A 26034-nucleotide genomic window follows, 5' to 3' on the forward strand; every position below is an offset into this window, starting at 1 on the left:
CTGAATCTCGGTCGGGATGACGGCGGATCAGGGAGCCCAGTAGATCTCGACCGGGGAAGTGGCCCGGCGCAGAACGGCGCGGATCGGCATTTCTGCCTCGTCACCGCTGCCTTCCGCCTTGGCGAGAACGTCTTTTTTGCCTTCGCCCTCAATATGGAGAACCAGGAGTGCGGCATCCTGAAGACTGGAGAAGGTGAAGGTCAGGCGCGGCTCGCCGGCTCCTTCCGCTTCCATGGTGATGATGCCGCGCGGCGTCGATGCATCGATCGCCTTGGCAAGATTGCTGCCGCCGGGAAAGAACGAGGCGGTGTGTCCATCGCCACCCATGCCGAGGATGACGATGTCGAAGGGTGAACTGATCGCCCTGGTCTTCTCGGTTGCGAGCCTTGCCGCCTCCTCCGCGGAGGCAGCGTCCTGATAGAGCGGCAGGAAGCGTGCCGCTTTTGCCTTGTTCTGCAGCAGATTGGCATCGACCAGCAGATGGTTCGAGCGCGGATTGTCGGCCGGCACGAAACGTTCGTCGACAAGCGTGATCGTCACCTTGTCCCAGGCGATGTCGCGCGTCGAAAGCGCCTGGAAGAAGATCTTCGGCGTGGAGCCGCCGGAAACGGCGATGGACGCCGTTCCGCGGGCGGCAATCGCCGCCGAAAGCGTTTCCGCGACCTTGTCGGCGAGGCTGCCTGCGAGGTCTGCGGCGCTGGCGAAGGAATGCAGGGTCGATACCATCGATTTCGTCCTAGATTTCGTCATGCCAGGTGCGGCCGTCACGCTCGATCAGCGCGATGGCCTGGCTCGGCCCCCAGGTGCCGGCCGTATAGCCCTGCACTTGCTGGCCGGTCGTTTCCCAACCCTTGAGGATCGGATCCACCCATTTCCATGCGGCTTCGACTTCGTCGCGGCGCATGAACAGCGTCTGGTTGGAACGGATCACGTCCATCAGCAGGCGCTCGTAGGCGTCGGGATTGCGGACGTTGAAGGCCTGGGCGAAGCTCATGTCGAGCGAGACGTTGCGCAGGCGCATGCCGCCTGGACCCGGATCCTTGATCATCAGCGACTGCTTGACGCCCTCATCCGGCTGCAGGCGGATGATCAGCTGGTTGGCGTTGATGCGTCCGGCCGCCTGGTCGAAGATTGCGTGCGGGATTGGCTTGAAGGTGATGACGATCTCGGACATGCGCCCGGTCAGGCGCTTGCCGGTTCTTATATAGAAGGGAACGCCGGCCCAGCGCCAGTTGTTGATCTCGGCCTTGATGGCGACGAAGGTCTCGGTGTTCGACACGCCGCCTTCGAGCTCTTCGAGGTAACCCTTGACCGGGCCGGTGCCCGATGCGCCGGCGCGATACTGGCCGCGGACCGTCGCCTGCTCGACGTTGGAGGCATTGAGCGGCTTCAGCGCGCGCAGCACCTTCAGCTTCTCGTCACGCACGGCTTCCGAATCCATCGACGAGGGTACTTCCATCGCCGTCAGGCAGAGCAGCTGCAGGATGTGGTTCTGCACCATGTCGCGCAATGCGCCCGCCGTGTCGTAATAGCCGGCGCGGCCTTCGAGGCCGACCGATTCAGCCACGGTGATCTGCACGTGGTCGATGTAATTGGCGTTCCACAGCGGCTCGTAGAGTGCGTTGGCAAAACGCAGCGCCATCAGGTTCTGCACCGTCTCCTTGCCGAGATAGTGGTCGATGCGGAAGATCTGCTCTTCCTTGAAGGCGCGGCCGATCGTGTCGTTAAGCTGCAGCGCCGAGGCGAGGTCGCGGCCGATCGGCTTCTCGACGACGATGCGGGTCGACTTGGTGATCAGCTTGTGGTCGTGGATCTTCTGCGAGATATCGCCGAAGATGCCCGGAGCGACGGCGAGGTAGAAGGCGCGCACGCGATCCTTGCCTTCGTCGAGCAGCTTCTTCAGCTGATCCCAGCCGGCATCCGTGCGGGCGTCGACCGAGACGTAGTAGAGGCGGGCACAGAATTTCTCTACCTCCGCCTCGTCATATTCACCCTTCTTCAGGTGCTCGTTCAGCGCGTCCTTGGCGAATTTGCGGTATTCCTCGTGCGTCAACGGGCTGCGCGAGGCGCCGATCACGCGGGTCGGTTCGCTGAACTGGCCTTCGATCTGGCGATGATACAGGGCGGGCAGAAGCTTGCGTTCTGCAAGGTCGCCGCTGCCGCCGAAAACGACGTAATCAAAGGGCTCAACGGGAATGATTTGGCTGCTCATGAGCTTGTCTCTCAATCAGGCTGGTTGGCGGCCCTTTTAATCTAATCGATTTAAAAAAGCCAGTGTGCAGTGCAATGAATCTCTCAGGAACTGGTTTTAGAGCGAATTTCCGGAAGAGGAAATCCGCAATCGGACTAAAACTTGTCGCGAAGTGCAAACCACGACAAGGCGAGGAAAAGCAACGGCGCCCGCATGCGGGCGCCACCGGGAAAGGCTGGAATATCAAGCGATGTGAAGAGGTCGAGATCGCCAGATTTTCCAAGCACCGTTTCCGCATAGAGCTTGCCACAGTAGTTTGACAGCATGACGCCATGGCCGGAATAACCGCCGATCGAGATGACGCCGGGCATGACCTCGCGCACGAAGGGCTGCCGCGGCAAGGTGATGCCGACGCTGCCGCCCCAGGCATGGGTGATCTCGATGTCCTTCAGGTCGGGATAGATCTCGGCGATCTGCCGGCGGATGTGCTCTGAAATGTCGCGCGGATTGTCCGAGGTATAGGCCTCGCGCCCGCCGAACAGCAGGCGGCCGTCGCCGAATTTGCGGAAGTAGCGCACGACGAAGCGCGAATCGGCCACGGCCTCGCCGCCTGGCAGTATATCGGGATGGCCGTCGAGTGGGGCAGTCGCGCCAATGAAGGAGCGGATCGGCATCACATGGCTCGCCGTCACCGGTTCGAGGTCGCCGATATGGCCGTTGCAGGCGATCAGAGCGCGCTCAGCGGTGATCGTCCCCCTTTCGGTTTCGATCGTCACCTTGCCGCCGCTTTGGCGGATCACCGTTGCTTTGGTCATCTCGAAGATTTCAGCACCGGCATTGGCAGCGACCCGCGCCAGCCCGACCAGCAGTTTCAGCGGATGAATGTGGCCGGTGCCGACATCGCGCACGCCGCAATGGAAACGCTTCGAACCGAGCCTCTCCTGCGTTTCCTTCTCGTCCATGAAGCTTAGATGCGGATAGCCGTAGCGTAAGGCGGCGATTTCGGCATTTTCGTAATAGTCGCGTTTGTAGCTCGCCTTGTGTGCGACGTTGAGCTGGCCGGGCACATAGTCGATCTCGATCTGATGCTCGCGGGCGAAATCGATGAGATGGCGCTTGGCCGCTTCGGCAAGATCGAACAGCGCCTTCGAGCGTTCATAGCCGATCTTCTCCTCGAGTTCTTCCGGCCACCATCGCTGACCGGTGCCGAGTTGGCCGCCATTGCGCCCGGACGCCCCGTCGCCGAAGCGGCAGGCCTCGATCAGGACCACCGAAACGCCTGATTTGGCAAGATTATAGGCGGCCTGCAGGCCGGTATAGCCGCCGCCGATTATGGCGACGTCTGATGTTCTCGAGCCGTCGAGAGCGGGGTAGGTGGGGCGCTCCCCGACGGTTGCCTGATACCAGGACAGCCCGGGCGCGATCGGGCTCTGCCACGTCTCCTGCGATGCCATGATGCTTCCCTCACACGTTGAGCAGAAGGAATTCCCGCTCCCAGGGGCTGATCACCTGCATGAAGGTTTCGAACTCGCCGCGCTTGACGCCGGCATAAAGGCCGATGAACTGCTTGCCGAATATCTCCTCGAAAGCGGGTTCGTCCTCGAGCAGAGCCACGGCTTCCAGCAGGCCGCGCGGCAGGTCGATCGAACCCTCATTGGCCGAATCCTCGGTCGGCGCCGTCGGCTCGATCTGCTTCATGATGCCGAGCAGGCCGGAGGCGAGCGAAGCGGCGAGCGCGAGATAGGGGTTGGCGTCCGAGCTCGGCAGCCGGTTTTCCACGCGCCGCGCCTGTGGATCGGAGACCGGGACACGGAAGGCGGTCGTCCGGTTGTCGTAACCCCAGGCATTGTTGACCGGGCAGGACATATCGGGCTGCAGGCGGCGGTAGGAATTCACATAGGGCGCCAGCATCGCCATCGCGCTCGGCACGAATTTCTGCATGCCGCCGATGAAATGGAAGAATTCCTTCGAAGCCGAGCCATCGGCATTGGAGAAGATGTTCTTGCCGGTCTCGATATCGACCACCGATTGGTGGATATGCATCGCCGAGCCCGGCTGGCCCTGCATCGGCTTGGCCATGAAGGTCGCGTAGATGTCGTGTTTCAGCGCCGCCTCGCGGATCGTCCGCTTGAACAGGAACACTTGGTCGGCAAGCTCGATCGGATTGCCGTGGCGCAGGTTGATCTCGAGCTGCGCCGGTCCCTCTTCATGGATCAGCGTATCGATCTCCAGCCCCTGCTTCTCCGAGAAATGATAGACGTCGTCGATCAGCTCGTCGAACTCGTTGATGCCGGCGATCGAATAGCCCTGGCCGCCGAGGATCGAGCGGCCGGACCGGCCTTTCGGCGGGTGCAGCGGATAGTCGGGATCGTCGTTCTTGGCGACGAGGTAGAATTCGATCTCGGGCGCCACGATCGGTTTCCAGCCGCGCTCATGATAGAGGCTCATGATCCGCTTCAGCACGTTGCGCGGCGTATAGGGCACTTCTCCGCCGTCCGAATCGACGATGTCGCAGATCACCTGCGCCGTCGGGTCGGTTTCCCAGGGCACGACGGAAAGCGTCGAAAGGTCGGGCATCAGCTTCAGGTCGCTGTCGCGCGGTTCGTAGCGAAAGCTTTCCGTTTCGTCGGGATATTCGCCCGAAATCGTGTGCCGGTAGATCGCCGACGGCAGTGCCAGCGAAGTGTTCGAGGTGAATTTCGAGCTCGGCATCATCTTGCCGCGCGCAACGCCGGCAAGGTCCGGCGTGATGCATTCGATGTCTTCGATGCCCCTGTCCCTGAGCCACCGCGCTGCTTCCTTCCAGTTCGCAACGCCGCGCAGGGATCCGGGCTCCGGGGGAGTTTTCTTCGAGGCGGGTACGTTTCTGGCAGGCTTCAGCGTCGTCTTTTTTGGGGACATGACACACCGGTTTGCGTTGATCGTGGCGCCATCATAACCAGACTTTGCCAATTGGCGAGGGGTGGCAAACGTTGACTTTCGCCCTTTGATGGAAAAAGAAGACGCGGGTTTGATCGGGGAAACGGGTTTGCAGCGCAAAAGCGACGTTATCGTCATCGGCGCCGGAGCGGCGGGCATGATGGCGGCCATCCGTGCCGGAAAACGCGGCCGCTCGGTCGTCATCCTCGACCATGCCAGGGCGCCTGGCGAGAAGATCCGCATATCAGGCGGCGGCCGATGCAATTTCACCAATATCCATGCCGGACCGAAGAATTTCCTCTCCGCCAACCCGCATTTCTGCAAGTCGGCGCTTGCCCGTTTCACGCCCGCCGATTTCATCGCCATGGTCGACGGCCACGGCATCGCCTGGCACGAAAAGACGCTGGGCCAGCTTTTCTGCGACGATAGCGCCAAAGACATCATCCGCATGCTGCTGGCGGAGATGCGCATGGCCGGTGCATTGCTGCATCTTGGCACCGAGATATCAGGCGTCGAAAAGACCGAATCCGGCTTCCGGGTATCGACGAGCGAAGGTCGCTGTGAAGCATCGTCGCTGATCGTCGCCACCGGCGGCAAGTCGATCCCGAAGATGGGCGCCACCGGCTTTGCCTATCGCCTCGCCGAGCAGTTCGGTTTGGCTGTGCTCGAAACCCGACCCGGCCTCGTGCCGTTGACGCTCGATCCCGGCCTGCTGGAAAGCATCGCGCCGCTCGCCGGCATCGCCGCCCCGGCCGAAATCCGCCACGGCAGGACCGCCTTCCGCGAGGCGCTGCTTTTTACCCATCGCGGGCTGAGCGGCCCCGCCATCCTGCAGATCTCTTCTTATTGGCGCGAGGGCGACGAGGTCGTGGTCTCGATCGAACCGGATATCGACATTGCCGCCCATCTGAAGACGGCAAAACAGCTCAATGGCCGTCAGTCGCCGCAGACCGCACTCGGCGATATCCTGCCGAAGCGGCTGGCACAATTTCTCGTCGAGCGCGAAAAGATCTCCGGCAACATGGCCGACCTGCCCGACAAGGCGCTGCTGCGTCTTGCCGCCGGCGTCCAGAACTGGGCGGTCAAACCGTCCGGCTCGGAGGGCTACCGCACCGCCGAAGTGACGCTCGGCGGCATCGACACGGCAGCGCTCGATTCCCGCAGCATGGAAGCAAAAGCCGTTCCCGGCCTTTATTTCATCGGCGAATGCGTCGACGTCACAGGCTGGCTCGGCGGCTATAATTTTCAGTGGGCCTGGGCCTCCGGATTTGCCGCGGGCGAATGGGCCTAGAAAAGCCGATTCAAGACTTCTTAATAGAGGTGCGCCATCCTGTCTCAATTGGCGGTTTGTAAGGTCGTTCCTAAATTAAGCTTTACCGGCAAGCCGATTTGTTGGATTGTTGTTGTGTCAGAGAGAAGTGAGGTTTCGCCATGAACAGAAACGCACGACGCGCCCGCGCCATCGCAATTGCCGAGGCAAAGCCGAACGCCCGGATGGTCGCCCTGCGCTATCTGATGCTTGCAGCCGGCGCCACCGCCGCCAGCCTCGCGCTGCTGCTCTCACACTTCATCTGATCCTGTCCGCAGATCTGGAACGAACGTTGCGGCGTGTTCATTGTCGCACCGCGGCGTCGCGGCCCATAATTTGCAACTATTTCACTGCCTTGGCTTAACCCGCCATAACCGCTTATCCGAAAATTAATATCTAATCTGACACAATTGCTCGCGAATATTTGGGCATCTCCAAGTTGTTTGGACGTGAACTGGCAATGACTGCCGCCTGGCCTCCGGGTTCCCCAATGTAAAATAAGAACAGCTCGATGTGCACCCGGCTGGCGCCATGTGGCCGCCTGCGGGAGGAGTGGTGTATGAAAGGCCCGGAACGCCATGTTGATTGACAAGATTCTTTCCCGCTTCAGGATCAAGACCAAGGTTCTGATCTTCGTTCTGCCTTTCGTCGTCACCATTTCGGCGGTGGGCCTGACCGGCCTCTACGCTTCGGGACTTCTGCAGGGCCGGATGGAAATATCCAACAGCGTGCTGCAGTCGCTGAGCGGCTTCAAGGATCTCTATGGCTCGATGGACGATTTCCTGCGCGTCACCAGCCAGCAGGCGCGCGATAAGCTGATTGCGGATCTGAAGACCCAGCAAGGCGTGCTCGACCAGACGCTGAGCCAGGTCGGTGACGAGGCCGCCGGTCGCGACAGCCTTGCGGAAGCATCGCGCCGCACCAAGGAAATTTCGGGCGTCGTCGACAAGCTCTGGGCCCTGCACGAGCAGGAACAGGCATTGCATGAGCAGATCGACGCAGCCCAGAAGAGCGTGATCAGCACCCGCTTCACCGTGTCCTACCAGGCCGAGCAGTTGCAGAGCACCGTCCAGAGCGACGAGAGCGCCGCCACCAGCACTCTTCGCACAGCCGACCGCCTGCTGAAGGGCGGGGATTTCCTCGGCACCGTCGCCAGCGGCTTCAGCAAGCCGCAGACACCGCAGGACAAGATCGCCTTCATCAACGAACAGATGCCGGAGATCATCAAATCGCAGCGTCTGATCGCGATCTCGGTTCCGAGCAATCAGAAGAACGTCATCGACGCGCTGGCTGCGACCATCGACGGCATCAAGGCGATCGTCCAGACGCCCAATCCGACCGACGAGACCGCCACCGAACTCGGCCGTCTGATTTCGCGCTTCCGCCAGACCTCGACCTATACGCAGCTGACCGCAACGCAGAAGATGCGTGACGCGACCCAGGAATTCGCCGCGCTCGACGGCCGGATTGCCCAGGCCAACTCGGTCCTGCAGGATACGAGGCGTCTCGAAAATTCCGTCTATTCGCTTCAGATCGTTCTTTCCGACTTTCTCGCCGATTCCAGCAAGGAAAATCTCGTGCGCCTGCAGCAGCAGGCCGGCACGCTCGGCAAGGACATGCAGGTGCTGGTCACCAGCGCCAAGGGCATGGGCTTTGCCGAAGGCATATCCGGCGCGATCCAGCCGGCGCTTGACATCATCTCCGGCGGCGGCTCGAAGATCGTCGACACGATCGGCGAGCGCGTCACCGCCTATGCCGCGGCGCGCCAGGAACTCGACCAGATCTGGAAAAAGCTCACCGATTTCGCCGAGCTGCAGAAGCAGACGGCCGGTACCGAGCGCACCCAGGCAAACAGCATCTCCGTCATGACCACCGGTCTCGGCATCCTTCTGTCGATCCTCGGCGGCATTGCCCTGGTGCTGACGCTGCAGCGCCCGATCAGCCATATCACCGGCGCCATGCGCCGCATCGCCGAAGGGGCGCTGGATACCAGCATCTCCGGCGAGCAGCGCCACGATGAAATCGGCGACATGGCCCGCGCGCTCGGCATCTTCAAGGAAAACGCCATCTCCAAGATCCGCATCGAGGAGCAGAGCGACGAGGAACGCGCCGCCGCCGAACACGAGCGCCAGCGCAACGACGCCGAAAAGCGCGAGATGGATCGTCAGATCGAATTCGCGGTCAATGCGCTTGCCGCCGGCCTCGAACGCATGTCTCAGGGCGATATCTCGACGACGATCGAAACGCCCTTCATCGGTCGTCTCGAACAGCTGCGCCAGGATTTCAACGGTTCGATGATGCGCCTGCAGGCGACGATGAGCCAGATCCGCGACAATGTCGAACTGATCCAGGGCAACGGCAACCAGATGGCCCAGTCGGCCGAGGACCTCTCCAAGCGCACCGAACAGCAGGCTGCCTCGCTCGAAGAGACCGCGGCCGCCGTCGATCAGATCACCGTCACGGTCCGTTCGTCGGCCGAACGCGCCAAGGATGCCGACCAGATCGTCCGCCAGGCCAAGCGCAGCGCCGACGATTCCGCCGTCGTCGTCAGCAATGCGATCGACGCGATGAGCCGCATCGAAGGTGCCTCGCGCCAGATCGAGCAGATCATCGGCGTCATTGACGAGATCGCCTTCCAGACCAACCTCCTGGCGCTCAACGCCGGCATCGAGGCAGCGCGCGCCGGTGAAGCCGGCAAGGGCTTTGCGGTGGTCGCGATGGAGGTCCGCGAATTGGCCCAGCGCTCCGCCGCCGCGGCGCAGGAGATCAAGGGGTTGATCAACAAGTCGACCAACGAGGTCAATTCCGGCTCGCAATTCGTGCAGGAGACCGGCACGGTGCTCGCCAAGATCAGCGCCCAGATCGTCACGATCAGCCAGCATGTCGAGATGATCGCCCGCGCCAGCCACGACCAGTCCAACGCGCTGCAGAGCGTCAACGCGACGGTCAACCAGATGGATCAGATGACCCAGCAGAACGCTGCCATGGTGGAGGAGACGACTGCCGCCAGCCGCGAACTGGCCGACGAGGCCGATTCTCTGCGCAGGCTCATCCAGCAGTTCAAGATCGACGGCGAAGCCACCGGTGCGCCGGTCTACCGCGCCGCCTGATCATCGACCGACCCGACTTCATTCGAACGGCCCCGGACTTTCCGGGGCCGTTCCTATTTCTGCAAAAATAGGCTGCGACTGAGAAGATTTGAGAGGTCGAATGCCGGGCAGTCTATCAGGCCGGGATAATCGTAAAACGCCCGGGAATGAGGCGATGAATATCTCCGGTGGTCATGATTTACGGAGAATCTTCCTTAACGCTTTTAGTCTAATTTAACCTTGGTCTATCTCCCGGGGGTCTTAATGCTGCGCCTTTTCTCTACGTCGATCGTACGCCAGATCGTTGCGATCACGCTGTTTCTGCTGGCAATCAGCACGGCCGCTATCGTCGGTGTGACCTATTACAATCTGAGCCATCATGTCATGGACGGGGCTGTCTCCGACGCCAGGGATGCCACCCGCGCGATGGCCGTCCTCTACGGCGCGGCCGATCAGGCTGCAAAGATCGAGCTGAAGGACAATCAGCTCTCCACTGTCACGGAAGACGCTATTCCCACCCTTGCCGACCATTCGCTGGTCGACCGCACGGCGCAATCGATCGCCGGTGTTGCGACCATCTTTCAAAAGCAGGGCAGCGACTACGTCCGCATCTCTACCAACGTCAAGAAGGAAAACGGCGACCGCGCCGTCGGCACCAAGCTGGTCGCCGAGCACCCGGCCCAGCCGGTTCTGGCCAAGGGAGAGGCTTATTACGGTCCGGCGGAGCTTTTCGGCCGCAAGTTCATGACCGGTTATTTCCCCATCAAGAATGCCTCGAACGCCAATGTCGGCATTCTCTTCATCGGCATTCCGATGGAGCTCTATTACCAGCGCATGTATGAACTGCAGATGCTGGTTCTCGGCGTCGGCGCCATCGTCATGTTGATCGTCGGCGTTCTCGCCTTCTATGCGATCCGCCTGTCGGTGAAGCCTTTGCAGGCGCTGACGACCAGCGTCCACTCGATTTCCGCGGGTGATCTCGAAGGGGCGATCCCGTGTGTCGAAAAGAGGAACGAGTTCGGCGACATCGGCCGGGCCTTGGCGCTTTTCCGCGACAGTGCCCGCGCAAGACGCGACCTGGAAACCCAGGCTGCCGAACAGCGCGAATTGAGCGATGCCGAGCGCGCCAGGAACGACGCCGACAAGCGCTCGCTCGACGGCCAGATCGACTTTGCCGTCAACCAGCTTGCCGCCGGCCTCGGACGCCTGTCGCAGGGCGATGTCTCGCAGACGATCGGCACGCCTTTCGTCGGCCGGCTGGAGCAACTGCGCGTTGATTTCAACGCTTCCCTCTTGCGGCTCCAGGATACGCTGTCCGGTATCCGTGACAGTGCCTCGACGATCCAGCGCAACAGCGGCGCCGTCTCCGCCTCTGCCGGCGAGCTTTCGAAACGCACCGAGGCGCAGGCGGCCAACCTCGAGGAGACCGCGGCCGCGGTGGAAGAGATCACCGTGACGGTTCGTTCTTCCGCCGAGCGTGCCCGTGAAGCCAACAATGTCGTGGCTGCGACCAAGAAGACGGCCGACAATTCCGGCGCCGTCGTCGGCGATGCCGTCGCCGCCATGGATCGCATCGAGCAGGCTTCGCAGCGTATCGAGCAGATCATCGAGGTGATCGACGACATCGCCTTCCAGACCAATCTTCTGGCGCTCAATGCCGGCATCGAGGCGGCGCGGGCCGGCGAGGCGGGCAAGGGTTTTGCCGTCGTCGCCCAGGAAGTCCGCGAACTCGCCCAGCGCTCGGCCGATGCGGCGCGCGAGATCAAGTCGCTCATCGAGACATCGAGCCGCGAGGTGACGGCAGGGTCCGAACTGGTCCAGAAGACCGGCAGTGTCCTTGCCTCGATCAGCCAGGAGATCATCGCGATCAGCGGCCATGTCGAGACTATCGCCACCGCCAGCCGCGATCAGTCGGCCGCGCTGCAGGAGGTCAACGGTTCGGTCAACGCCATGGACCAGATGACCCAGAAGAACGCGGCGATGGTCGCCGAGACGACGCAGGCAAGCCGCCTGCTTGCCGGCGAAGCCGATACGCTGATGGCGCTGATCGAGCGGTTCCGCATCGTTGCAGAATCGGCACCGGCTCATCTCGGAGCAAGAAGAGTCGCCTGAACTGCGCAGCCGCAGCCGCTAAGGGATTGCGCCGCGCCCTTGCGGCGCCTTCCTAGATTGAGGTCGAGCGACGTCAGCCAGGCCATAAAGCCAATGAGGCGATTGTTTCCGAACTCGGCATAGAATCTGTCCTCTTCCGCCTTGCAACCGCTTCGCTGGGGATAGTGCCGATAGCCGATAGTGCCTGCGATGGTGATCATGTCGATCATGACAATGTCCTTTCCTGTGTAAGACATCACCTGATCTAGGCGTCGAATTTCTCTTTATAAACGGGAAAAATCCCGCTATGTTTTTCATTCATGAAAAACGCGAGTTGGGATTCCTATCAGCTTTTCCTGCAGGTGGCCCGGCTCGGCGGGCTGACGGGGGCAAGCACCGCAAGCGGGCTCAGTCCTGCGACCGTCGGCCGGCGCATGCTCGATCTCGAGCAGGAGATCGGCCGCGCATTGTTTTCGCGCAGCCAGACCGGATACCGTCTGACCCAGGATGGCCAGGCGCTGCTCGACCATCTGCAGGAAATGGAGGCCGCCGCCCGCAAGGTGGCGGCGTGGCGGCAATCCGGCGAGGGCGCCATGACCGTCAGGGTCGCTGCCGGCACCTGGCTCGCCTGGCTGCTGACCGAGAATTTCGCCGCAATCCGCATGCCGGGCGATGCCTTCGCCATTTCGCTCACCATCGGCGAGGCGCGGGCGAGCCTTGCCTATCGCGAGAGCGACATCGGTATTCGCGCCTTCGAGCCTGAGGAGGCCAATCTTGCCGCACGTCTGCTCGGGGAGGTGGCCTATGCCGTCTATATCAGGCGCAACGCCGCCGAGACCGACGAGCGCTGGATTGCCGTCGCCGAGGAAGAGGCGATATCGGCCTATCTGCGCTGGCCGCACGCCCATGCCGGGATGGCGATCATCGCCACCGTCAATCGGCCGCGTTCGCTGCCGGATCTGGTGCGTGCTGGCGCCGGCAAGACCGTGCTTCCCTGTTTCGTCGGCGATCTCCATCCCGAATTGCAGCGGCAGGGCGGCGAGTTGCCGGAATTGCGCCACCGGCAATGGATCGTCATGAATGCCGAGGACCGCCACCGCCCGGAGATCCGCACGGTCGCCGACCGCATGACCAAGCTGATCAAAAGTTATGCCGATCTCTTCGCCGGAAAACGACCGAGCCGCGGCTGAAGCTTATGGCATCAGCCGGCGCACCAGCGCCCACCGCGCTCGCCTGAGCGCATATCCGCGTACATCCTCCGACCGCTGGTCAGCGCGAATTTGTCACTTCGCCTGACCATTTGAGAGAAGTAACCGGCTTGCAAGATCGGCAACTCCGATAACTCCAGCCCGTGCAGCCAGTTTAGCGGGCACTATGTTCGATCTTATGGCGGAGGGGGCTTGAATGCTGATATCGCGAACCAGATCGAGATAGCCTTCGGCAAGGCCGACACCACCTCCAATCACAATCTCCGCGGGATCGAGTATAAGTTGAATATCCCGGCAAAGCATGGCGATCCCACGCGCAGATCGTGAAACGATCGCTTTCGCCCAAGTTTCGTCGTTCCGCGCAGCGTTAAAAATGTCGGGGGCGGGCGTGGCGCCAAATCCCTGTCGCGCCGCTTCTGCCTGCATCCAGCGCCCGGACACTTGGTCCTCCAGATAGGTGGAACTACCGCCAAAACTTTGCATCAGCCCGAAATGCCCAGCGAGACCGCCAAGTGGCCGACCGTTGATGACGATACCTCCACCGACACCCGTCGATACGGTCAGAAAAACCAGATCGCCACCAGACCCGGCGCCAAAGCGATACTCGCCCCACGCCGCCGCCTGAGCGTCGTTCATCGCAAGGGCGCGTGCGCCAAACAAGGCCGAGGTTTTGTCGACCAGAGGGTAGTTTTCAGGTATTCCGAGTGTCTCAGGATTCATGGCCGACCAAAGCCCATTGCGGATGAAGCCCGTCACAGCAAGGCCGATTGCATCATACTTACCATGCCAACGCTCCGCGGCAGCGTGGGCGTTGGTGAGCCAGGTATCCGGTCCGTCAGAACGCTGTGTTGGAACGGTCACCGCCTCAAGGACTTCGGCGTCAGACACGAGCGCCGTCATCGTTTTTGTTCCACCGATATCGATGGCAAGCACCGGCCTCGTCACGCGTCAATCTCCAACGCCAGTATGCGATCAAGCTCGTGGGCGGCGTCCCTGTCCAGCACAATGGTCGTATGGGCATGGCGTGCGAGCGCGGAGCCGGGAACGGCATCTGTTATTGGCCCTGCAAGGCTTGCCGCAACCGCGCTGGCCTTCTCGATGCCGGTCGCCAGAACAACGATTTTCCGCGATTCCAGAATAGTGCCGATTCCCATCGTGATGGCATGCGTGGGTTGGCGTGAGCCCGGCTCGAAATAGCGCGCATTGGCTTCCATCGTCGAGGCTGACAGCGCAACCCGCCGGGTGCGGGTGTCATGCGGAGATCCCGGTTCGTTAAAGCCGATGTGGGCGTTGCGGCCAAGGCCGAGAAACATCAGGTCGATGCCTCCACGCGCTGCAATCTGCGTTTCGTAGCGCGTGGCTTCCACGCTCGCATCCGCAGCTGAACCGTCCGGAATATGGATATTTCTCTGCATGAAATCGATGTGCCGGAACAGGTTTTCACGCATGTAGAAGGCATAGGATGTAGTATCGGTGCCTGGAATCCCAAGATACTCATCAAGATTGAAGGCGTGGGCACGATTGTAGCAACCACGGCCGTTTTGAAAGTCCTCAATCAGACAAGCGTACACCCCAAGCGGCGTCGCTCCCGTCGGCAAGCCGAGCGCGCTGTCCGGTTTTTCTTTGACTTGCCGAAGCAGAATTTCCGCGACGATGGCAGAGGCTTCGTCGACTGTATCCTTGACGATGATTTCCATGGTTTTTCCGTTCAATTCAGGCGTTGTCCAGTCGCGGCGTCGAAAAGGGACGCTTTCTCGGCCGCTATCTGTACCTTGATCGTCTGCCCAGGGGCGGTGCTCCCGGTTTCCAGCCTGGCTGTCGCCGTCTGTCCGTTGATCGATAAAGTGACGTTGTCCTCAGGGCCTGTCGACTCGACCAGGTCGACGATGGCGTCATGACCCTCCTCATCGTGACGGGCCAGCTTTATGTGTTCCGGCCGCACACCAAGAATGACGTCTCCCGAAATGCCTTCGGAAAGTCCTGGGAGTGGAAGAGGCAGTTTCCAATCCTTTCCATCCGTGAAGATCACTGCGGTCCCATCCATAACAAGGCGGCCGCTGATAAACTGCATGGACGGCGAGCCGACGAACCGGGCCACAAAGGTGTTGGCCGGTTTGTGATAGATCTCATAGGGCGAGCCGACCTGCTGAATATCGCCCTTGTTCATCACGACAATTCTGGTCGCTAGTGTCATGGCCTCGATCTGGTCGTGTGTCACATAGACCATTGTCTTTCCGACGCGCTCGTGCAGTCTCTTGATCTCGGCGCGTGTCTCGACACGCAACGTCGCATCAAGATTCGACAGCGGCTCGTCAAAGAGGAAAATCTTCGGGTCGCGCACAAGAGCCCGTCCGATGGCAACACGCTGGCGCTGGCCACCCGAAAGCTCGCGCGGCTTCCGCTCGAGAAGCGGTTCAATTTGCAAGAGGCGTGCGACCTCCGACACCCTTTGCGAAATTGTCTCACGCGAGAGTTTGCGCATCCGGAGCGGAAAGCCGATGTTCTGCGCAACCGTCATGTTCGGGTAGAGCGCATAGGATTGGAACACCATTGCGACATCGCGCTCCCGTGTCGGAATGTGTGTCACTGGTCGACCCTCGATCACGATTTCTCCAGAGTCGATCGAATGCAGACCCGCGATCGCATGCAGCAGGGTGGATTTGCCGCAGCCGGAGGGGCCGAGAAGGACGACGAACTCGCCTTCATCGACCTCGACATCAATCCCTTTCAGCACCGCGATCGGGCCATAGGATTTTGTGATTTTCCGTAGGGAAAGCGACTGCTTGCTGGCCTGGATCATGCCGGTCATCCTTTTATACTTCCGAGTGACATGCCACGTACGACCTGGCCTTGAACCAACATGCCGAGAACGAGCATCGGCAGCATGACAAGCGTTGCGGCTGCCGTCAGCGGTCCCCACTGCACCCCCTGAAAAGTCAGGAACGACGTGATGCTGACGGGCAGTGTCTGGGTGTCCCGCCCGGTCAGGACGAGGGCGATGAAGAACTCATTCCAGGTAAACAGCACACACAGGATCATCGTCGCGACGATGCCGCCCTTGGCAACCGGCAGGAACACGTTCCAGAAGATCGTCAGTTCGCGTGCGCCGTCGACTTTTGCCGCGTCGCGCAGCTCCTTCGGTATGTCCTCGAAGAAGGTGATGAGCAGCGATATGGCAAAGGGCACATTGATGAAGGCGTAGACCGCAATGATCACCCAGTGATTGTTGAGCAATTTCAACTGCGCGGCCAGAAAATACGTGGGAATGATGAAGATCAGGGGTGGTGCTATCCTGAGGCTCAGCACGAACTTTTCATTGCTGCGGCGCACCGGTTCTTCCTGTGCCACGAGCCCATAGGCGACAAGCGCACCGATCGCCACCGATATAGCGCTTGCCGTAATGGAGATAAGGACGCTGTTCATGAAGGCACGAATGAAGACGCCATTGTTGAGAACGCGCTGGTAGTTCTCCCAGGTCGGTTCGAAGAACCAGACCGGTGGGATCGCAAAGGCGTCCTTCGTCGTCTTTACCGATGTGACGACCACCCAGTAGAGCGGAAACAGCACGACCACGATGAGGGCGAGGATGGCGATATAGAAGGCCATTTTGCGCATCATACGGCTCCCCGCGCTTGAGCCTTGAAGGCCAGGTTGTACAGCAACAGCAGCGCGACATTGGTGAAGATCGTCAACACCATGGCAACGGTCAGGGCGTAGGAAATGTCGAAATTGGTGAATGCCGAAATATAGCCGTAGAGATTGAGTGTTTCCGTCGATAGCGCTGGCCCGCCGCGGGTCATGATGTAGAAGATGTCAAAGGTCTTCACACTGTCGATGGCGCGGATGAGGGCGACGACAAGAAGCGCGCGGTGAAGCGCTGGCAAGGTGATGTGCCAGAGAACCTGCCACTCCCGAGCGCCGTCGACACGCGCGGCGTTTTGCGGATCGCCCGGCAGCGCTTCCAGTGACGCCATCGTCAAGAGCACGACAAAGGGTGTCCATTGCCAGATGTCGGCAATCATCACTGAGAACAGGGCGACGTTTGGATTGCCCAGCCAGTCGACCGGACCGAGATGAAGCAGGGACAGGAGGTAGTTCGCCATACCGCTCGACGGGTCGAACATGAAACGCCATGTCAGCCCGACGACGATGGGCGTCATGACGATGGGCACGAGCATGATAGCTCGCGCGATCCTCTTGCCATGGAATTCCCGGTCGAGCAGCAAGGCGACGAAAAGGCCGATGATCAGTTCAATGGTCGTGGCCAGCACCGTGAAGAGGACCGTGCGCCAGAGAGCATTGAGGCCGCGTGGGTCGAGCAGAAGCCGCAAGTAGTTGTCCAGCCCGATGAACTGTTCCTGCCCTGGCCGCATCAGACTGATATTGTGCAATGTCAGCCACACGACATAGATCGTGATGACCACCGAGACCGCGCCGAAAAAGGCAATCACCGGCTGATAGAAAAGCTTTGTCGCGTCGTTGAGCATAATGATCCCCGCAGTGTAGCCACGTCCGGAAATCCGGACGTGGCGCCCGTTTGTTAGCGGGCGAGTGCTGCGTCGTTGGCCGTGTTGGCTTCCGCCAGTGCGTCCTTTGCCGAAGCGGTGCCGGCAAGCGCCTTGGATACCGCGATACCAGCATTGTTGATGATTTCGTTCGCAGCAGTGACAGTCGGCAAATATTGCGGATTGCCCTGGTTGATCGAAGCCAGCATCGCTTCCTTGAAGGCTCCGTAGCGCTTGTTGAATTCATCCGAATTCAACGCAGCTTCAGACGTGACACCGGAGTTGGGCGCGATGCTAAACGACTTGATTTGCTGCTCCTTCGCCGTTGCCCATGACACAAATAGCCATGCCGCTTCCTTCTGGGCGGAGGCCGAAGTGATATAAAGGCTGTGCACAGCGAGGGACGATGAGCCACCCTTCAATGCGTCGGTCTGTTTGGGAACCGGCACGTAGCCAACCTTACCGACCACTGACGACACAGCCGGGTCCTCGTTGAATGCTCCGTTGACCGTTGCATCCATTGTCATGCCGGCCTTGCCCTGCTGGAACAGAACGTGGTTTTCTTCCCAACCGAAATTGGCAGCACCGACGGGACCGTAGTCGCGTAGGACTTTTGCAAAAGCATCGAGCGAGGCGGCGGCCTCTGGCGTTCCAAGGGCTGATTTCCCATCCTTGGTGAGGAATTCGCCGCCGTAACCCCACAGCCAGCCCGCCCAGACATAGACGTTCTGGATACCTTGGGCGCCACGCATGGTAATGCCTGCGATCTCGCCGTTGGACTTTTCCTTGATGGTCTTGGCGGCGCTGATAACCTCGTCAAAAGTCTTCGGCGGGGTGAGACCGTATTGCTCGAACAGATCCTTGCGATACATCAGGAACGTGCTCTCGCCGTAAACCGGCAGGCCGTAAAGTTTGCCGTCGACAATATTCGTGTTGAGGTAGCCGGGCACGAAATCGGCGCGGTCCAGATGTTTGGGCAGCTTTTTCGTCAGATCGTCGAGTGGATCGATATAGCCGGCCTTAACGAAGCCCGGAATATAGATGATGTTGTTTTGGACGACATCGTAGCGGCCAGAGCCGGAGGAGAACTCCAGGAGCATCTTCGCTGTGATGTCGGATTCCGGGATGACCTCGAGTTCCACCTCAATGCCGGTCTCCTTGGTGAACTCCGGTAACAGCTTCTGAATGCCGTCGGTTGTCGGGTGGCCTTCCATCAGAACCGCAATATGCGTTCCCGCATAGGGCTGATCGGCGTTCTCAGCCATTGCCGGCAAGGCCGATGAGGTCACAAGTGCAAGCGTGAGTGCAAGTAGTTGGCGTCGTTTCATGTCATTCCCCTTTTTTGAACTATCCATGCGTTGCATTGAATTGCTTGATCGATGATGCGCTAGAGTCTCTCCACCTCGCCGCTTTCCGCCGAGCGGATGAGGGCTCGGGTCAATTCCAACGAGCGAATGGCTTCCTCGCCGCTGGCCACCTGAGAGGGGCCGCCGTCGAGCCATTCGAGAACGCTGGCAAGCTGGAGCTTGAGGTCGCCGCCAACCCGATTTTCGACGGTCGGCCAATGCTGGGTGTCGATCTCGCGCGATGTCTGGCTGTCTGCGAAATAAAGGCCACTATCGCCGCACTGCACTTCGAACGAACCCTCGGTGCCGATGAGTTCCAGGCGTGCGTCGATCATGTGACGAGCGCCGGCAGGTAATGACCAGGCGCTTTCAAACGTCACGACGGTTCCGCCCGAGAAGCGTACGACCGCCGCGATCGTATCCTGCGTGCCGAGCGATCCGAGGAGAATGTCAGTCTGCTGGGCGTAGACGGAAACCGGAGTCTGACCCTCGAGCATCCAAAGCACCATGTCGACATCATGCACTGTGACATGCAGTGCGAGCGGCAAGGTGCCGCCGTATCGCTTGGGGCCTTCGGTTCTGGCGCTGTTGCGGCGGGCATAGATGTGAATAGGCGTGCCGATCTTGCCCGACGTAATCAGTTCGCGGGCCTTGTAGTAGCGTGGGTCGAACCGAAGCAGATAGCCGACCCCCAGCTTGACGCCCGCCGCCTTGCACGCCGCGACGATCTGGGCTGCATCTTCCATGGTCGAGGCGATCGGTTTTTCAACGAAGAGATTTATGCCTTTCGCCGCCATGGCGAGCGCCGGATCGAGATGAAGGTGATCCGGGGTGCAGATACTGACCAGATCAAGCTCTTCGCCAGCCAGCAGTTCCAGATGGGAGCTGTAGGCTTTGACGTTGCCGCGCAACTCACCTGCCAGCGCAGCGGCGCGTCCGATGTCGCTATCGACGACGGCGACGAGTTCAGCGCGGGGTTCGTTTGCGAAAATCGAAGCATGCATCGAACCCATGAAGCCGGCTCCGATCACGGCAACGCGAAATTTCCTTGTCATCTGCTTTCTCCATTGAATTCAGGCGTTGTGCGCGCACCGGCCACGGCATCCGCAAACCGCCGCGTGATCACATCCGGACGGGTGATGGCAGAACCGACCACGACAAACGCTGCGCCATATTCGATGGCTCTGCGTGCATCGGTGGGTTCCCAGATGCGGCCCTCGGCCACAAACGGGATGCCCGCGCGGAAAAGATCTTCCATCAGCTTAAAATCCGGCGCCTCGGTCTGTGGCGAATAGGGCGTGTATCCAGACAGGGTCGTGCCCGCGAAGTCGGCACCTGCGGCAACCGCCGCCCGCCCTTCGTCCAAGGTGCTGATATCGGCCATGGCGATCCGGCCCGCCTGATGCACCGCCTCGACAAGGGCAGCGACGCTGCAGGGTCTTGGTCTCGCCGTGGCGTCAAACGCCACAATGTCTGCGCCCGCCTCGCAAAGCTGGCGAACGTCTTCCAGCGTCGGTGTGATGTAAATCTCTGAATCCGGATGCTCGATCTTGGTAATGCCGATGACGGGGACGCTGACGGCATTTCGCACGGCGGACACATTTGCGACGCCCTCGATACGAACCGCCTTCGCGCCGCCCAACACCGCCGCCTTGGCAAGTGCCACAATGTGATCTGTCGGCTGCAAGGGGCTGCCGTCAGCCGCTTGACAGGAAACGGCAAGTGTTCCGCGCAAGGCTTCAAGGATGCTCAAGTTCCAATACCCTTCGTCTCAAATTCGAGGTCACGGTATCATAGTGAAATAAACCGTCAAGAAATTATTTATGATGAAAATTTCCGCCAAACCGTAAGAGCAAAAAAACAACCCGGCGAAAAGCGCGCTCGCAGGGGTCTTACGCAGGGGTCTTAAATGTTGCGGTCGGTAACGCTTTGGGCGGTGTCGAGAATGGTAATAAGGCGGTCCGGCTCAGCCATCGTCATATAGGACGCCAGAGCATCGACAATCAGTAACTGGCTGATCTTCGAGGGAAAGGCGCCCCCCGTAAGCGGTGTCTCCGGCCAGGATGCCAACAGCACATGCGTGCACGTGGCTGCCAGCGGGCTTTTCGATCGATTGGTGATCCCGATCACGCGTGCGCCCCTCGCATGCGCAAGCTCGGCAATCTTGACCGTATCAAGGGTCGAGCCCGAACTTGAAATCAGGAAATAGACATCAGCGGGATTTGAGGTGGCAGCAGCCATCGTTGCCAGATGCGCGTCGCGGGCGATGTGGGAATGCACACCCAGGCGTGCGAGCTTGTATTCCAGATATTGCGCTGTGATCGCCGAAGCGGCGACGCCAAAAATCTCGATATGTTTTGCCTGCAGCAATTCCTGGGCAACGGCTTGTATTATCCTACGGTCGAGCAGCCGCTCGGTTTCATCGAGGGCCGTTCTTGCGGTCTCCACAAGGTTCTGAACCGGATCTCCCGTTGATATCGGGACGCTGGTTTGGCTCTGTGTAGCCAACTCCTGCGCCAAAGCCAGCTTGAAATTCTGGAACCCAGTGAATCCCAGTTCACGGCAGAACCGCATCACGCTGGCTTCCGAGGATTGCGCGTCTTCTGCAAGCTCGGTGATACTTTTGTAAAGTACCGCCTGCGGGTCTTCCAACGTGTAATCTGCGACACGCTGGAGCGCGCGCGTCATGTTCGGAGCGCGGGAGCGAATACTCGCAACGAGAGCCATATGCGGTGTCGGATTCACGTGATGTCCTTAAAAATGTTCTCCGACCCAGGGGGGCGGGCCGGAAAATATGCGGTCGCATGCCATTACGCCATCACGATCACCGTTTATCCACCCCGCTCTTGCAAGAAAACTCGCGGAGCGAAAGCCGCTATAGAGAGTTGCAAGATGTTCACTTGCGATTTTCACGATGGGTGAGCCGGCTTCATGCGTTCGGCAATACGGTGTGCCGTTTTCGATGGAGAGCGATAGCGTCTCGACCTGATCGCCCTTCATTATCTCCAACGTGACCTGTTCGGTCACTGAGTTGTAGCCACGCGCCAGAAGCGCGTCCCTTGCGGAAAGGACCCGCATTAGAAACTCCTCCTGATGGACGAGACGCCATCCCTTGTCCGGCATCGCGAAAACCAACTTGTCCTGCGCCGAACCGTGCCACCGCACCCGCGGGTATACGGTCGAGAATGTCCCCAAAAACCGCAATATGCACCGAGCCGCCCGTCCCGACAGCGCCGCCCAATCCCGGATGATCATACATTCGGGATTGCTCGTATCGATGATCACATATGCAACGTCCTCGTCACTGTCGAAGACGTAAATGGATGTCGCGGGATCCGGCCACGTCAAAAGAAGGGACCATTGTGCCGCACTACGCTGCAGATTGCCTGCCTCCACCACGCATTGTCGCTCATGGATAGAGGCTAAGGTCGCCAGCGCGGCAGGCAGCGTCAACTGACGGCAATGGTACTTTTCCTTGATTTTATAAAGCTCTGACGTTTCCGCTTCGTAGACAATTTCCGATCCGGCCAATTCATATCCGCCTCTCCGATAGACGGGGCGGGTTGATGCAAACAAGGTTGTCAGGAGGGCGCCTCTGCTGGCAGCGATCGCACCTGCATCCTCCAGGATGGCATCTGCGAGACCCAGGCCGCGATATTCGGGTAGAATGGCCACATGTGCAATGTTGCATGCTGGCACGGCTCTACCACCGAACCAGTGCCCGGTGGCGATGAGAGCGAAGACCGCCGCCGGCCTATCCTCATGGTCGGCGATATAGAAATTTTCGAGGCCCACCTTGCCCACATAGGCTTCAGTCTGTTGCACCCTAAACCCGAAGGACGTTGCGTAGGCCTCTACGATGAAATCCGCATCTTGTGTTGCTGCAATACGTGATGTCATGTTTCGCCTTGGTGATAATTGCCAGAAAAATTGAAGCTCTGAAAAATATTTTTATATGAGCGATGCGGAGCTGTCGAGGGCCACTCCAGCTGATCTGAACGGTCCTTAATTTTCGATCCGGCAAAGGTTAACCGATGCGGCACTGTGACCACGCATCGTGCGACCCGGCGCGCAAGCCCCAGATCGGGATGAGTTTTCGAAAACGATGAGCGCCCACGCGTCTCTCTGACGCGCAGGCGCTTTGATTGAGAAATGGGGCCGACGTCATCGGCCCCGCTACTGGCCGCTCTTCGTCAATGTCGGTTGGTGACGACGACGGGGATCAGCAGGTCGCCCCAGTGGCCGTCGCCGCCGTGATGACGGGCCGAGCGCACCAGTTCGACCGAGACACCGGCCTCGACGGCCTTCATGACCGATTGGTTCAGCCGATGCAGGTCGTTGGCGAGCATGCGGATCGTCGTCTGCTGATCCTCGCTCATGCTGGTCGCCTGCTCCTCGGCCCGTTCCCTGACGCGTGTAATGGATGCCATGTTCTTCTTCTCCTCTTCTTCGATTTATTCCGCAGCCGGCTTGAACTGCGCATGTTCGGTCGAGCCGTGCATCGCCGTGGTCGACGACCGGCCGCCGGTGATGGCGAGCGACACGGCGTCGAAATAGCCGGTGCCGACCTCGCGCTGGTGTTTGGTGGCGGTATAGCCATTGGCCTCGGCGGCGAATTCCGCCTGCTGCAGCTCGGAATAGGCCGACATCTGCCGCTGCCGGTAGCCGCGCGCCAGTTCGTACATGCCGTAGTTCAGCTGGTGGAAGCCGGCGAGCGTGATGAACTGGAACTTGTAGCCCATTGCGCCGAGTTCGCGCTGGAACCGTGCGATCGTCGCCTCGTCGAGGTTCTTCTTCCAGTTGAAGGAAGGTGAGCAATTATAGGCGAGCAGCTTGCCGGGATGGACCTTGTGCACGCCTTCGGCAAAGCGCCGCGCCTGATCGAGGTCCGGTTTCGAGGTCTCGCACCAGATGAGATCGCAATGCGGCGCATAGGCGACGGCGCGCGCGATGCAGGGCTCGATGCCGTTTCGCACCTGATAGAAACCTTCGACCGTACGGCCGGCATCATAGTCGACGAAGGGCTGGTCGCGCTCGTCGATGTCTGACGTCAAGAGCTTTGCCGCTTCCGCGTCGGTGCGGGCGATGACCAGCGTCGCAACGCCCATGACGTCGGCGGCAAGCCGCGCGGCGTCGAGATTGCGGATATGGGCGGCCGTCGGGATCAGCACTTTGCCGCCGAGATGGCCGCATTTCTTCTCCGAGGCGAGCTGGTCCTCGAAGTGAACGCCAGCAGCGCCGGCCTCGATATAGGCCTTCATGATTTCGAAGGCGTTGAGCGGTCCGCCGAAACCTGCTTCCGCATCGGCAACGATCGGCGCGAACCAGGTCTCGACGGAAAGCCCCTGGGCTTCCGCGGTCTCGATCTGATCGGCGCGCTGCAGCGTGCGGTTGATGCGTTTGGCCAGTTCCGGACCGGCATTGGCCGGATAGAGGGACTGGTCGGGATACATCGCCGATGCCGTATTGGCGTCGGCCGCCACCTGCCAGCCGGAGAGATAGATCGCCTTCAGCCCGGCGCGCACCATCTGCATGGCCTGGTTGCCGGAAAGTGCTCCGAGCGCATTGACGAAATCCTCCTGATGCAGAAGCCGCCACAACCGGTCCGCGCCCATTTCTGCCAGCGTGTGGCGCAGCGCCACCGAGCCCCGCAGCCGCTGCACGTCATCGGCCGAGTAGGGTCTCTCGATGCCGTCGAAACGACCAGCCGATGTGTTGGGGACAAGTTTGTAAAAATCGGTCATGCTGCTCTCCTCACTAAAAGCCCCGACAAAGGTGCTGCGTGACAAGATTGACAATATGACGCGCTGTGACCAGAAAAACCTTTGATTTCCTGGATGGAAAGAGGTTAAGATGAGGAGGATTGACAGAGCGGCGCTGTGAATTTGTAAAATTTTGTAAATATGAGCGCTCCTTCCTGTCAAAGGGTGTGACATGGCGGAACGGAAGATATTCGCAGGCCCGAAAGTCAGGCGCATCCGCAATGCGCTGGCGCTGACGCAGACCGCCATGGCCGAAGCGCTTGAAATATCGCCGTCCTATCTGAACCTGATCGAGCGCAACCAGCGGCCGTTGACGGTGCAACTCCTTCTCAAGCTTGCAAGCGTCTACAGGGTCGATCTGGAAGAGTTGCGGGGACAGACCGGCGGCAGTCTCGGCCAGCTCAAGGAGGTCTTTGCCGATCCGCTGCTGTCGGGCGAGCTGCCGGGTGATCAGGAGTTGGTGGAGGTGGCCGAGGCGGCACCCAATGCCGCAAGCGGCATGATCAAGCTTTATCGCGCCTATCGCGAGCAGGCCGCAAGGCTGTCCGATCTGACGGCGCTGATGGCCGCCGAAGGGCATGCGCCGGTCGCCGCCGGCCGCTTGCCGCTGGACGAGGTGCGCGAGACGCTGGAGCGCCGGTCTGGTTATTTCGGACGGATCGAGACGGCGGCGGAAACCTTTGCCGCAACGCTCCCCGGCGGCCTCGATCTTGCCGCCGGGCTGAAGGATTGGTTGCGTTCCGAGCGCGGCATCGCGGTGCGTGTCTTGCCCGTCCATGTCATGCCGGATCTGCGACGCCGTTTCGATCGCCATTCGATGCGGCTTTTCATCTCGGAGCGCTTGTCACAGGCCGACCGTGCGCATGAGATATCAATCGAGGCCGCGACTCTCGCTTTGCTGCCGGCAATCGATGCCGAACTCGCCGATCTCTCGCTCTCCTCCGCCGAGGCGCGCCGCATCGCCCGTTTTGAGCTTGCCCGCATAGCCGCGCTGGCACTTGCAATGCCCTACGAGGCCTTTCTTTCGGCGGCGAAAGCGACGCGCTACGATATCGATATTCTGCGTGCGCGCTTCGGCGTCTCTTTCGGCCATGCGGCTGCACGCCTTGCCATGCTGCAGCGCCCAGGCGCGGCCGCCATTCCCTTCTTCCTGATCGAAATCGATGCCGCCGGCCACCGGCTGCGCAGGGCCGGCGCCCAGGGCTTTCCGCAGGCCCGTTTCGGCGGCGGCTGTCCGAAGCTCAATATCCATGCCGCCTTCCTGCAGCCGGGCCAGATCCTCGCCGAAACGGTCGTCATGCCTGACGGTGCATCCTTCCTGACGGTCGCCCGCACGCTGGAGGGACCGAGCGTCGAATTCGGCGAAAGGGTCAGGCGCACCGCGATCCTGATCGGCTGCGATGCTGCCCTTGGCGAGGGCGTGGTCTACGGGCAGGCGATGGCGCTCGATCCGGTCGCGATCGGTCCGGCCTGTCGCCTTTGCGAGCGCCGCGGCTGCCTTTCCCGGGCCGAGCCGCCGGTGACGAGACCGCTCGGGCTCGACGAGATGGTGGCAGGCCTTAGCGCCTTCGATTTCCAGTGATTGTGAAATCATTGAGGGCGCAGGATTTTGCG

23 protein-coding genes are annotated in these 26034 nt (G+C 60.5%); 6 read left to right on the plus strand and 17 right to left on the minus strand.

What is annotated here, in order from left to right; genetic code table 11:
• Positions 1-27: 27 nt before the first annotated feature.
• From pgl to HX898_RS11410, 4 genes are all read right to left on the minus strand, one after another.
• A complete protein-coding gene (gene pgl / locus HX898_RS11395; RefSeq protein WP_180194689.1) occupies positions 28-726 on the minus strand; it encodes a 6-phosphogluconolactonase in 699 nt (232 codons plus the stop codon).
• A gap of 10 nt (positions 727-736) precedes the next feature.
• Entirely contained in the window at positions 737-2212 is a 1476-nt protein-coding gene (gene zwf, locus HX898_RS11400) for a glucose-6-phosphate dehydrogenase (protein ID WP_033181610.1), read from the minus strand.
• 134 nt (positions 2213-2346) lie between these two features.
• The gene (locus HX898_RS11405; protein ID WP_180194690.1) at positions 2347-3645 is read right to left on the minus strand and encodes an FAD-binding oxidoreductase; all 1299 of its coding nucleotides are present in this window, start codon (positions 3643-3645) and stop codon (positions 2347-2349) included.
• Positions 3646-3655: 10 nt separating this feature from the next.
• Positions 3656-5092 (minus strand): glutamine synthetase family protein, encoded by a 1437-nt coding sequence (locus tag HX898_RS11410; RefSeq protein WP_033181612.1) that lies wholly within the window; start codon positions 5090-5092, stop codon positions 3656-3658.
• Positions 5093-5180: 88 nt separating this feature from the next.
• Between HX898_RS11410 and HX898_RS11415 the strand changes: the two genes are divergently transcribed.
• The 4 genes from HX898_RS11415 to HX898_RS11430 all read left to right on the plus strand — a co-directional run bounded on the left by HX898_RS11415 (position 5181) and on the right by HX898_RS11430 (position 11620).
• Entirely contained in the window at positions 5181-6401 is a 1221-nt protein-coding gene (locus tag HX898_RS11415; RefSeq protein WP_180194691.1) for an NAD(P)/FAD-dependent oxidoreductase, read from the plus strand.
• Between the two features lie 140 nt (positions 6402-6541).
• Entirely contained in the window at positions 6542-6685 is a 144-nt protein-coding gene (locus tag HX898_RS11420) for a hypothetical protein (protein WP_012756101.1), read from the plus strand.
• A gap of 312 nt (positions 6686-6997) precedes the next feature.
• The gene (locus tag HX898_RS11425; RefSeq protein WP_180194692.1) at positions 6998-9529 is read left to right on the plus strand and encodes a HAMP domain-containing methyl-accepting chemotaxis protein; all 2532 of its coding nucleotides are present in this window, start codon (positions 6998-7000) and stop codon (positions 9527-9529) included.
• Positions 9530-9772: 243 nt separating this feature from the next.
• Positions 9773-11620: a methyl-accepting chemotaxis protein gene (locus HX898_RS11430; protein WP_180194693.1), complete on the plus strand. Its 1848-nt coding sequence runs from the start codon at positions 9773-9775 to the stop codon at positions 11618-11620.
• On the opposite strand, the gene HX898_RS11435 is transcribed toward HX898_RS11430, so the two are convergent.
• On the minus strand, positions 11593-11829 hold the full coding sequence (locus HX898_RS11435; RefSeq protein ID WP_180194694.1) for a hypothetical protein: 237 nt from the start codon (positions 11827-11829) through the stop codon (positions 11593-11595). The genes HX898_RS11430 and HX898_RS11435 overlap by 28 nt on opposite strands.
• 90 nt (positions 11830-11919) lie before the next feature.
• On the opposite strand from HX898_RS11435, the gene HX898_RS11440 reads away from it, so the two are divergent.
• Positions 11920-12789, plus strand: a complete 870-nt coding sequence (locus HX898_RS11440) for a LysR family transcriptional regulator (protein ID WP_180194695.1) — start codon at positions 11920-11922, stop codon at positions 12787-12789.
• 93 nt (positions 12790-12882) lie between these two features.
• On the opposite strand, the gene HX898_RS11445 is transcribed toward HX898_RS11440, so the two are convergent.
• The 12 genes from HX898_RS11445 to aceA form a co-directional block, all read right to left on the minus strand.
• On the minus strand, positions 12883-13740 hold the full coding sequence (locus HX898_RS11445) for an ROK family protein (protein ID WP_348649447.1): 858 nt from the start codon (positions 13738-13740) through the stop codon (positions 12883-12885).
• Positions 13741-13748: 8 nt separating this feature from the next.
• Positions 13749-14504 carry a glucosamine-6-phosphate deaminase gene (gene nagB / locus HX898_RS11450; protein ID WP_180194697.1) on the minus strand — a complete coding sequence of 252 codons (756 nt, stop codon included), beginning with the start codon at positions 14502-14504 and terminating at the stop codon, positions 13749-13751.
• A gap of 11 nt (positions 14505-14515) precedes the next feature.
• Positions 14516-15616, minus strand: coding sequence for a sn-glycerol-3-phosphate ABC transporter ATP-binding protein UgpC (ugpC, locus tag HX898_RS11455; protein ID WP_180194698.1), 1101 nt, complete (start codon positions 15614-15616; stop codon positions 14516-14518).
• Complete coding sequence (locus HX898_RS11460) at positions 15613-16422, minus strand: carbohydrate ABC transporter permease (RefSeq protein ID WP_138334517.1); 810 nt, start codon at positions 16420-16422, stop codon at positions 15613-15615. The genes ugpC and HX898_RS11460 overlap by 4 nt, the downstream gene beginning before the upstream one ends.
• Entirely contained in the window at positions 16422-17294 is an 873-nt protein-coding gene (locus HX898_RS11465) for a sugar ABC transporter permease (protein WP_017990304.1), read from the minus strand. The genes HX898_RS11460 and HX898_RS11465 overlap by 1 nt, the downstream gene beginning before the upstream one ends.
• A gap of 53 nt (positions 17295-17347) precedes the next feature.
• Positions 17348-18640, minus strand: coding sequence for a sugar ABC transporter substrate-binding protein (locus HX898_RS11470; RefSeq protein WP_180194772.1), 1293 nt, complete (start codon positions 18638-18640; stop codon positions 17348-17350).
• Between the two features lie 59 nt (positions 18641-18699).
• Positions 18700-19713 (minus strand): Gfo/Idh/MocA family oxidoreductase, encoded by a 1014-nt coding sequence (locus HX898_RS11475; RefSeq protein WP_180194699.1) that lies wholly within the window; start codon positions 19711-19713, stop codon positions 18700-18702.
• Positions 19710-20411 (minus strand): N-acetylmannosamine-6-phosphate 2-epimerase, encoded by a 702-nt coding sequence (locus tag HX898_RS11480; protein WP_017967087.1) that lies wholly within the window; start codon positions 20409-20411, stop codon positions 19710-19712. Before HX898_RS11480 ends, HX898_RS11475 begins: the two co-directional genes overlap by 4 nt.
• Positions 20412-20563: 152 nt before the next feature.
• Entirely contained in the window at positions 20564-21403 is an 840-nt protein-coding gene (locus HX898_RS11485) for a MurR/RpiR family transcriptional regulator (protein ID WP_281426012.1), read from the minus strand.
• Positions 21404-21412: 9 nt separating this feature from the next.
• Complete coding sequence (locus tag HX898_RS11490; protein WP_180194700.1) at positions 21413-22558, minus strand: GNAT family N-acetyltransferase; 1146 nt, start codon at positions 22556-22558, stop codon at positions 21413-21415.
• Between the two features lie 293 nt (positions 22559-22851).
• Entirely contained in the window at positions 22852-23088 is a 237-nt protein-coding gene (locus tag HX898_RS11495; RefSeq protein WP_003556636.1) for a hypothetical protein, read from the minus strand.
• Between the two features lie 24 nt (positions 23089-23112).
• On the minus strand, positions 23113-24402 hold the full coding sequence (aceA, locus tag HX898_RS11500; protein ID WP_180194701.1) for an isocitrate lyase: 1290 nt from the start codon (positions 24400-24402) through the stop codon (positions 23113-23115).
• A gap of 190 nt (positions 24403-24592) precedes the next feature.
• Between aceA and HX898_RS11505 the strand changes: the two genes are divergently transcribed.
• Positions 24593-26002 (plus strand): XRE family transcriptional regulator, encoded by a 1410-nt coding sequence (locus HX898_RS11505; protein ID WP_180194702.1) that lies wholly within the window; start codon positions 24593-24595, stop codon positions 26000-26002.
• The last annotated feature ends 32 nt before the right edge of the window (positions 26003-26034 follow it).

This window comes from Rhizobium sp. WYCCWR 11128 (genome assembly GCF_013416305.1).
GTDB lineage: Bacteria > Pseudomonadota > Alphaproteobacteria > Rhizobiales > Rhizobiaceae > Rhizobium > Rhizobium indicum.

What these genes read in the sequence shown, in the direction of transcription:
- HX898_RS11440 (WP_180194695.1), top strand. Translation starts at nt 11,920, where the DNA reads ATGAAAAACGCGAGTTGGGATTCCTATCAGCTTTTCCTGCAGGTGGCC.
- aceA (WP_180194701.1), bottom strand. Translation starts at nt 24,402, where the DNA reads ATGACCGATTTTTACAAACTTGTCCCCAACACATCGGCTGGTCGTTTC.
- HX898_RS11415 (WP_180194691.1), top strand. Translation starts at nt 5,181, where the DNA reads ATGGAAAAAGAAGACGCGGGTTTGATCGGGGAAACGGGTTTGCAGCGC.
- HX898_RS11460 (WP_138334517.1), bottom strand. Translation starts at nt 16,422, where the DNA reads ATGCGCAAAATGGCCTTCTATATCGCCATCCTCGCCCTCATCGTGGTC.
- HX898_RS11465 (WP_017990304.1), bottom strand. Translation starts at nt 17,294, where the DNA reads ATGCTCAACGACGCGACAAAGCTTTTCTATCAGCCGGTGATTGCCTTT.
- HX898_RS11405 (WP_180194690.1), bottom strand. Translation starts at nt 3,645, where the DNA reads ATGGCATCGCAGGAGACGTGGCAGAGCCCGATCGCGCCCGGGCTGTCC.
- zwf (WP_033181610.1), bottom strand. Translation starts at nt 2,212, where the DNA reads ATGAGCAGCCAAATCATTCCCGTTGAGCCCTTTGATTACGTCGTTTTC.
- HX898_RS11420 (WP_012756101.1), top strand. Translation starts at nt 6,542, where the DNA reads ATGAACAGAAACGCACGACGCGCCCGCGCCATCGCAATTGCCGAGGCA.
- nagB (WP_180194697.1), bottom strand. Translation starts at nt 14,504, where the DNA reads ATGGAAATCATCGTCAAGGATACAGTCGACGAAGCCTCTGCCATCGTC.
- HX898_RS11435 (WP_180194694.1), bottom strand. Translation starts at nt 11,829, where the DNA reads ATGATCGACATGATCACCATCGCAGGCACTATCGGCTATCGGCACTAT.
- HX898_RS11490 (WP_180194700.1), bottom strand. Translation starts at nt 22,558, where the DNA reads ATGACATCACGTATTGCAGCAACACAAGATGCGGATTTCATCGTAGAG.
- HX898_RS11425 (WP_180194692.1), top strand. Translation starts at nt 6,998, where the DNA reads ATGTTGATTGACAAGATTCTTTCCCGCTTCAGGATCAAGACCAAGGTT.
- HX898_RS11495 (WP_003556636.1), bottom strand. Translation starts at nt 23,088, where the DNA reads ATGGCATCCATTACACGCGTCAGGGAACGGGCCGAGGAGCAGGCGACC.
- pgl (WP_180194689.1), bottom strand. Translation starts at nt 726, where the DNA reads ATGGTATCGACCCTGCATTCCTTCGCCAGCGCCGCAGACCTCGCAGGC.
- HX898_RS11430 (WP_180194693.1), top strand. Translation starts at nt 9,773, where the DNA reads ATGCTGCGCCTTTTCTCTACGTCGATCGTACGCCAGATCGTTGCGATC.
- HX898_RS11470 (WP_180194772.1), bottom strand. Translation starts at nt 18,640, where the DNA reads ATGAAACGACGCCAACTACTTGCACTCACGCTTGCACTTGTGACCTCA.
- HX898_RS11410 (WP_033181612.1), bottom strand. Translation starts at nt 5,092, where the DNA reads ATGTCCCCAAAAAAGACGACGCTGAAGCCTGCCAGAAACGTACCCGCC.
- HX898_RS11505 (WP_180194702.1), top strand. Translation starts at nt 24,593, where the DNA reads ATGGCGGAACGGAAGATATTCGCAGGCCCGAAAGTCAGGCGCATCCGC.
- ugpC (WP_180194698.1), bottom strand. Translation starts at nt 15,616, where the DNA reads ATGACCGGCATGATCCAGGCCAGCAAGCAGTCGCTTTCCCTACGGAAA.
- HX898_RS11475 (WP_180194699.1), bottom strand. Translation starts at nt 19,713, where the DNA reads ATGACAAGGAAATTTCGCGTTGCCGTGATCGGAGCCGGCTTCATGGGT.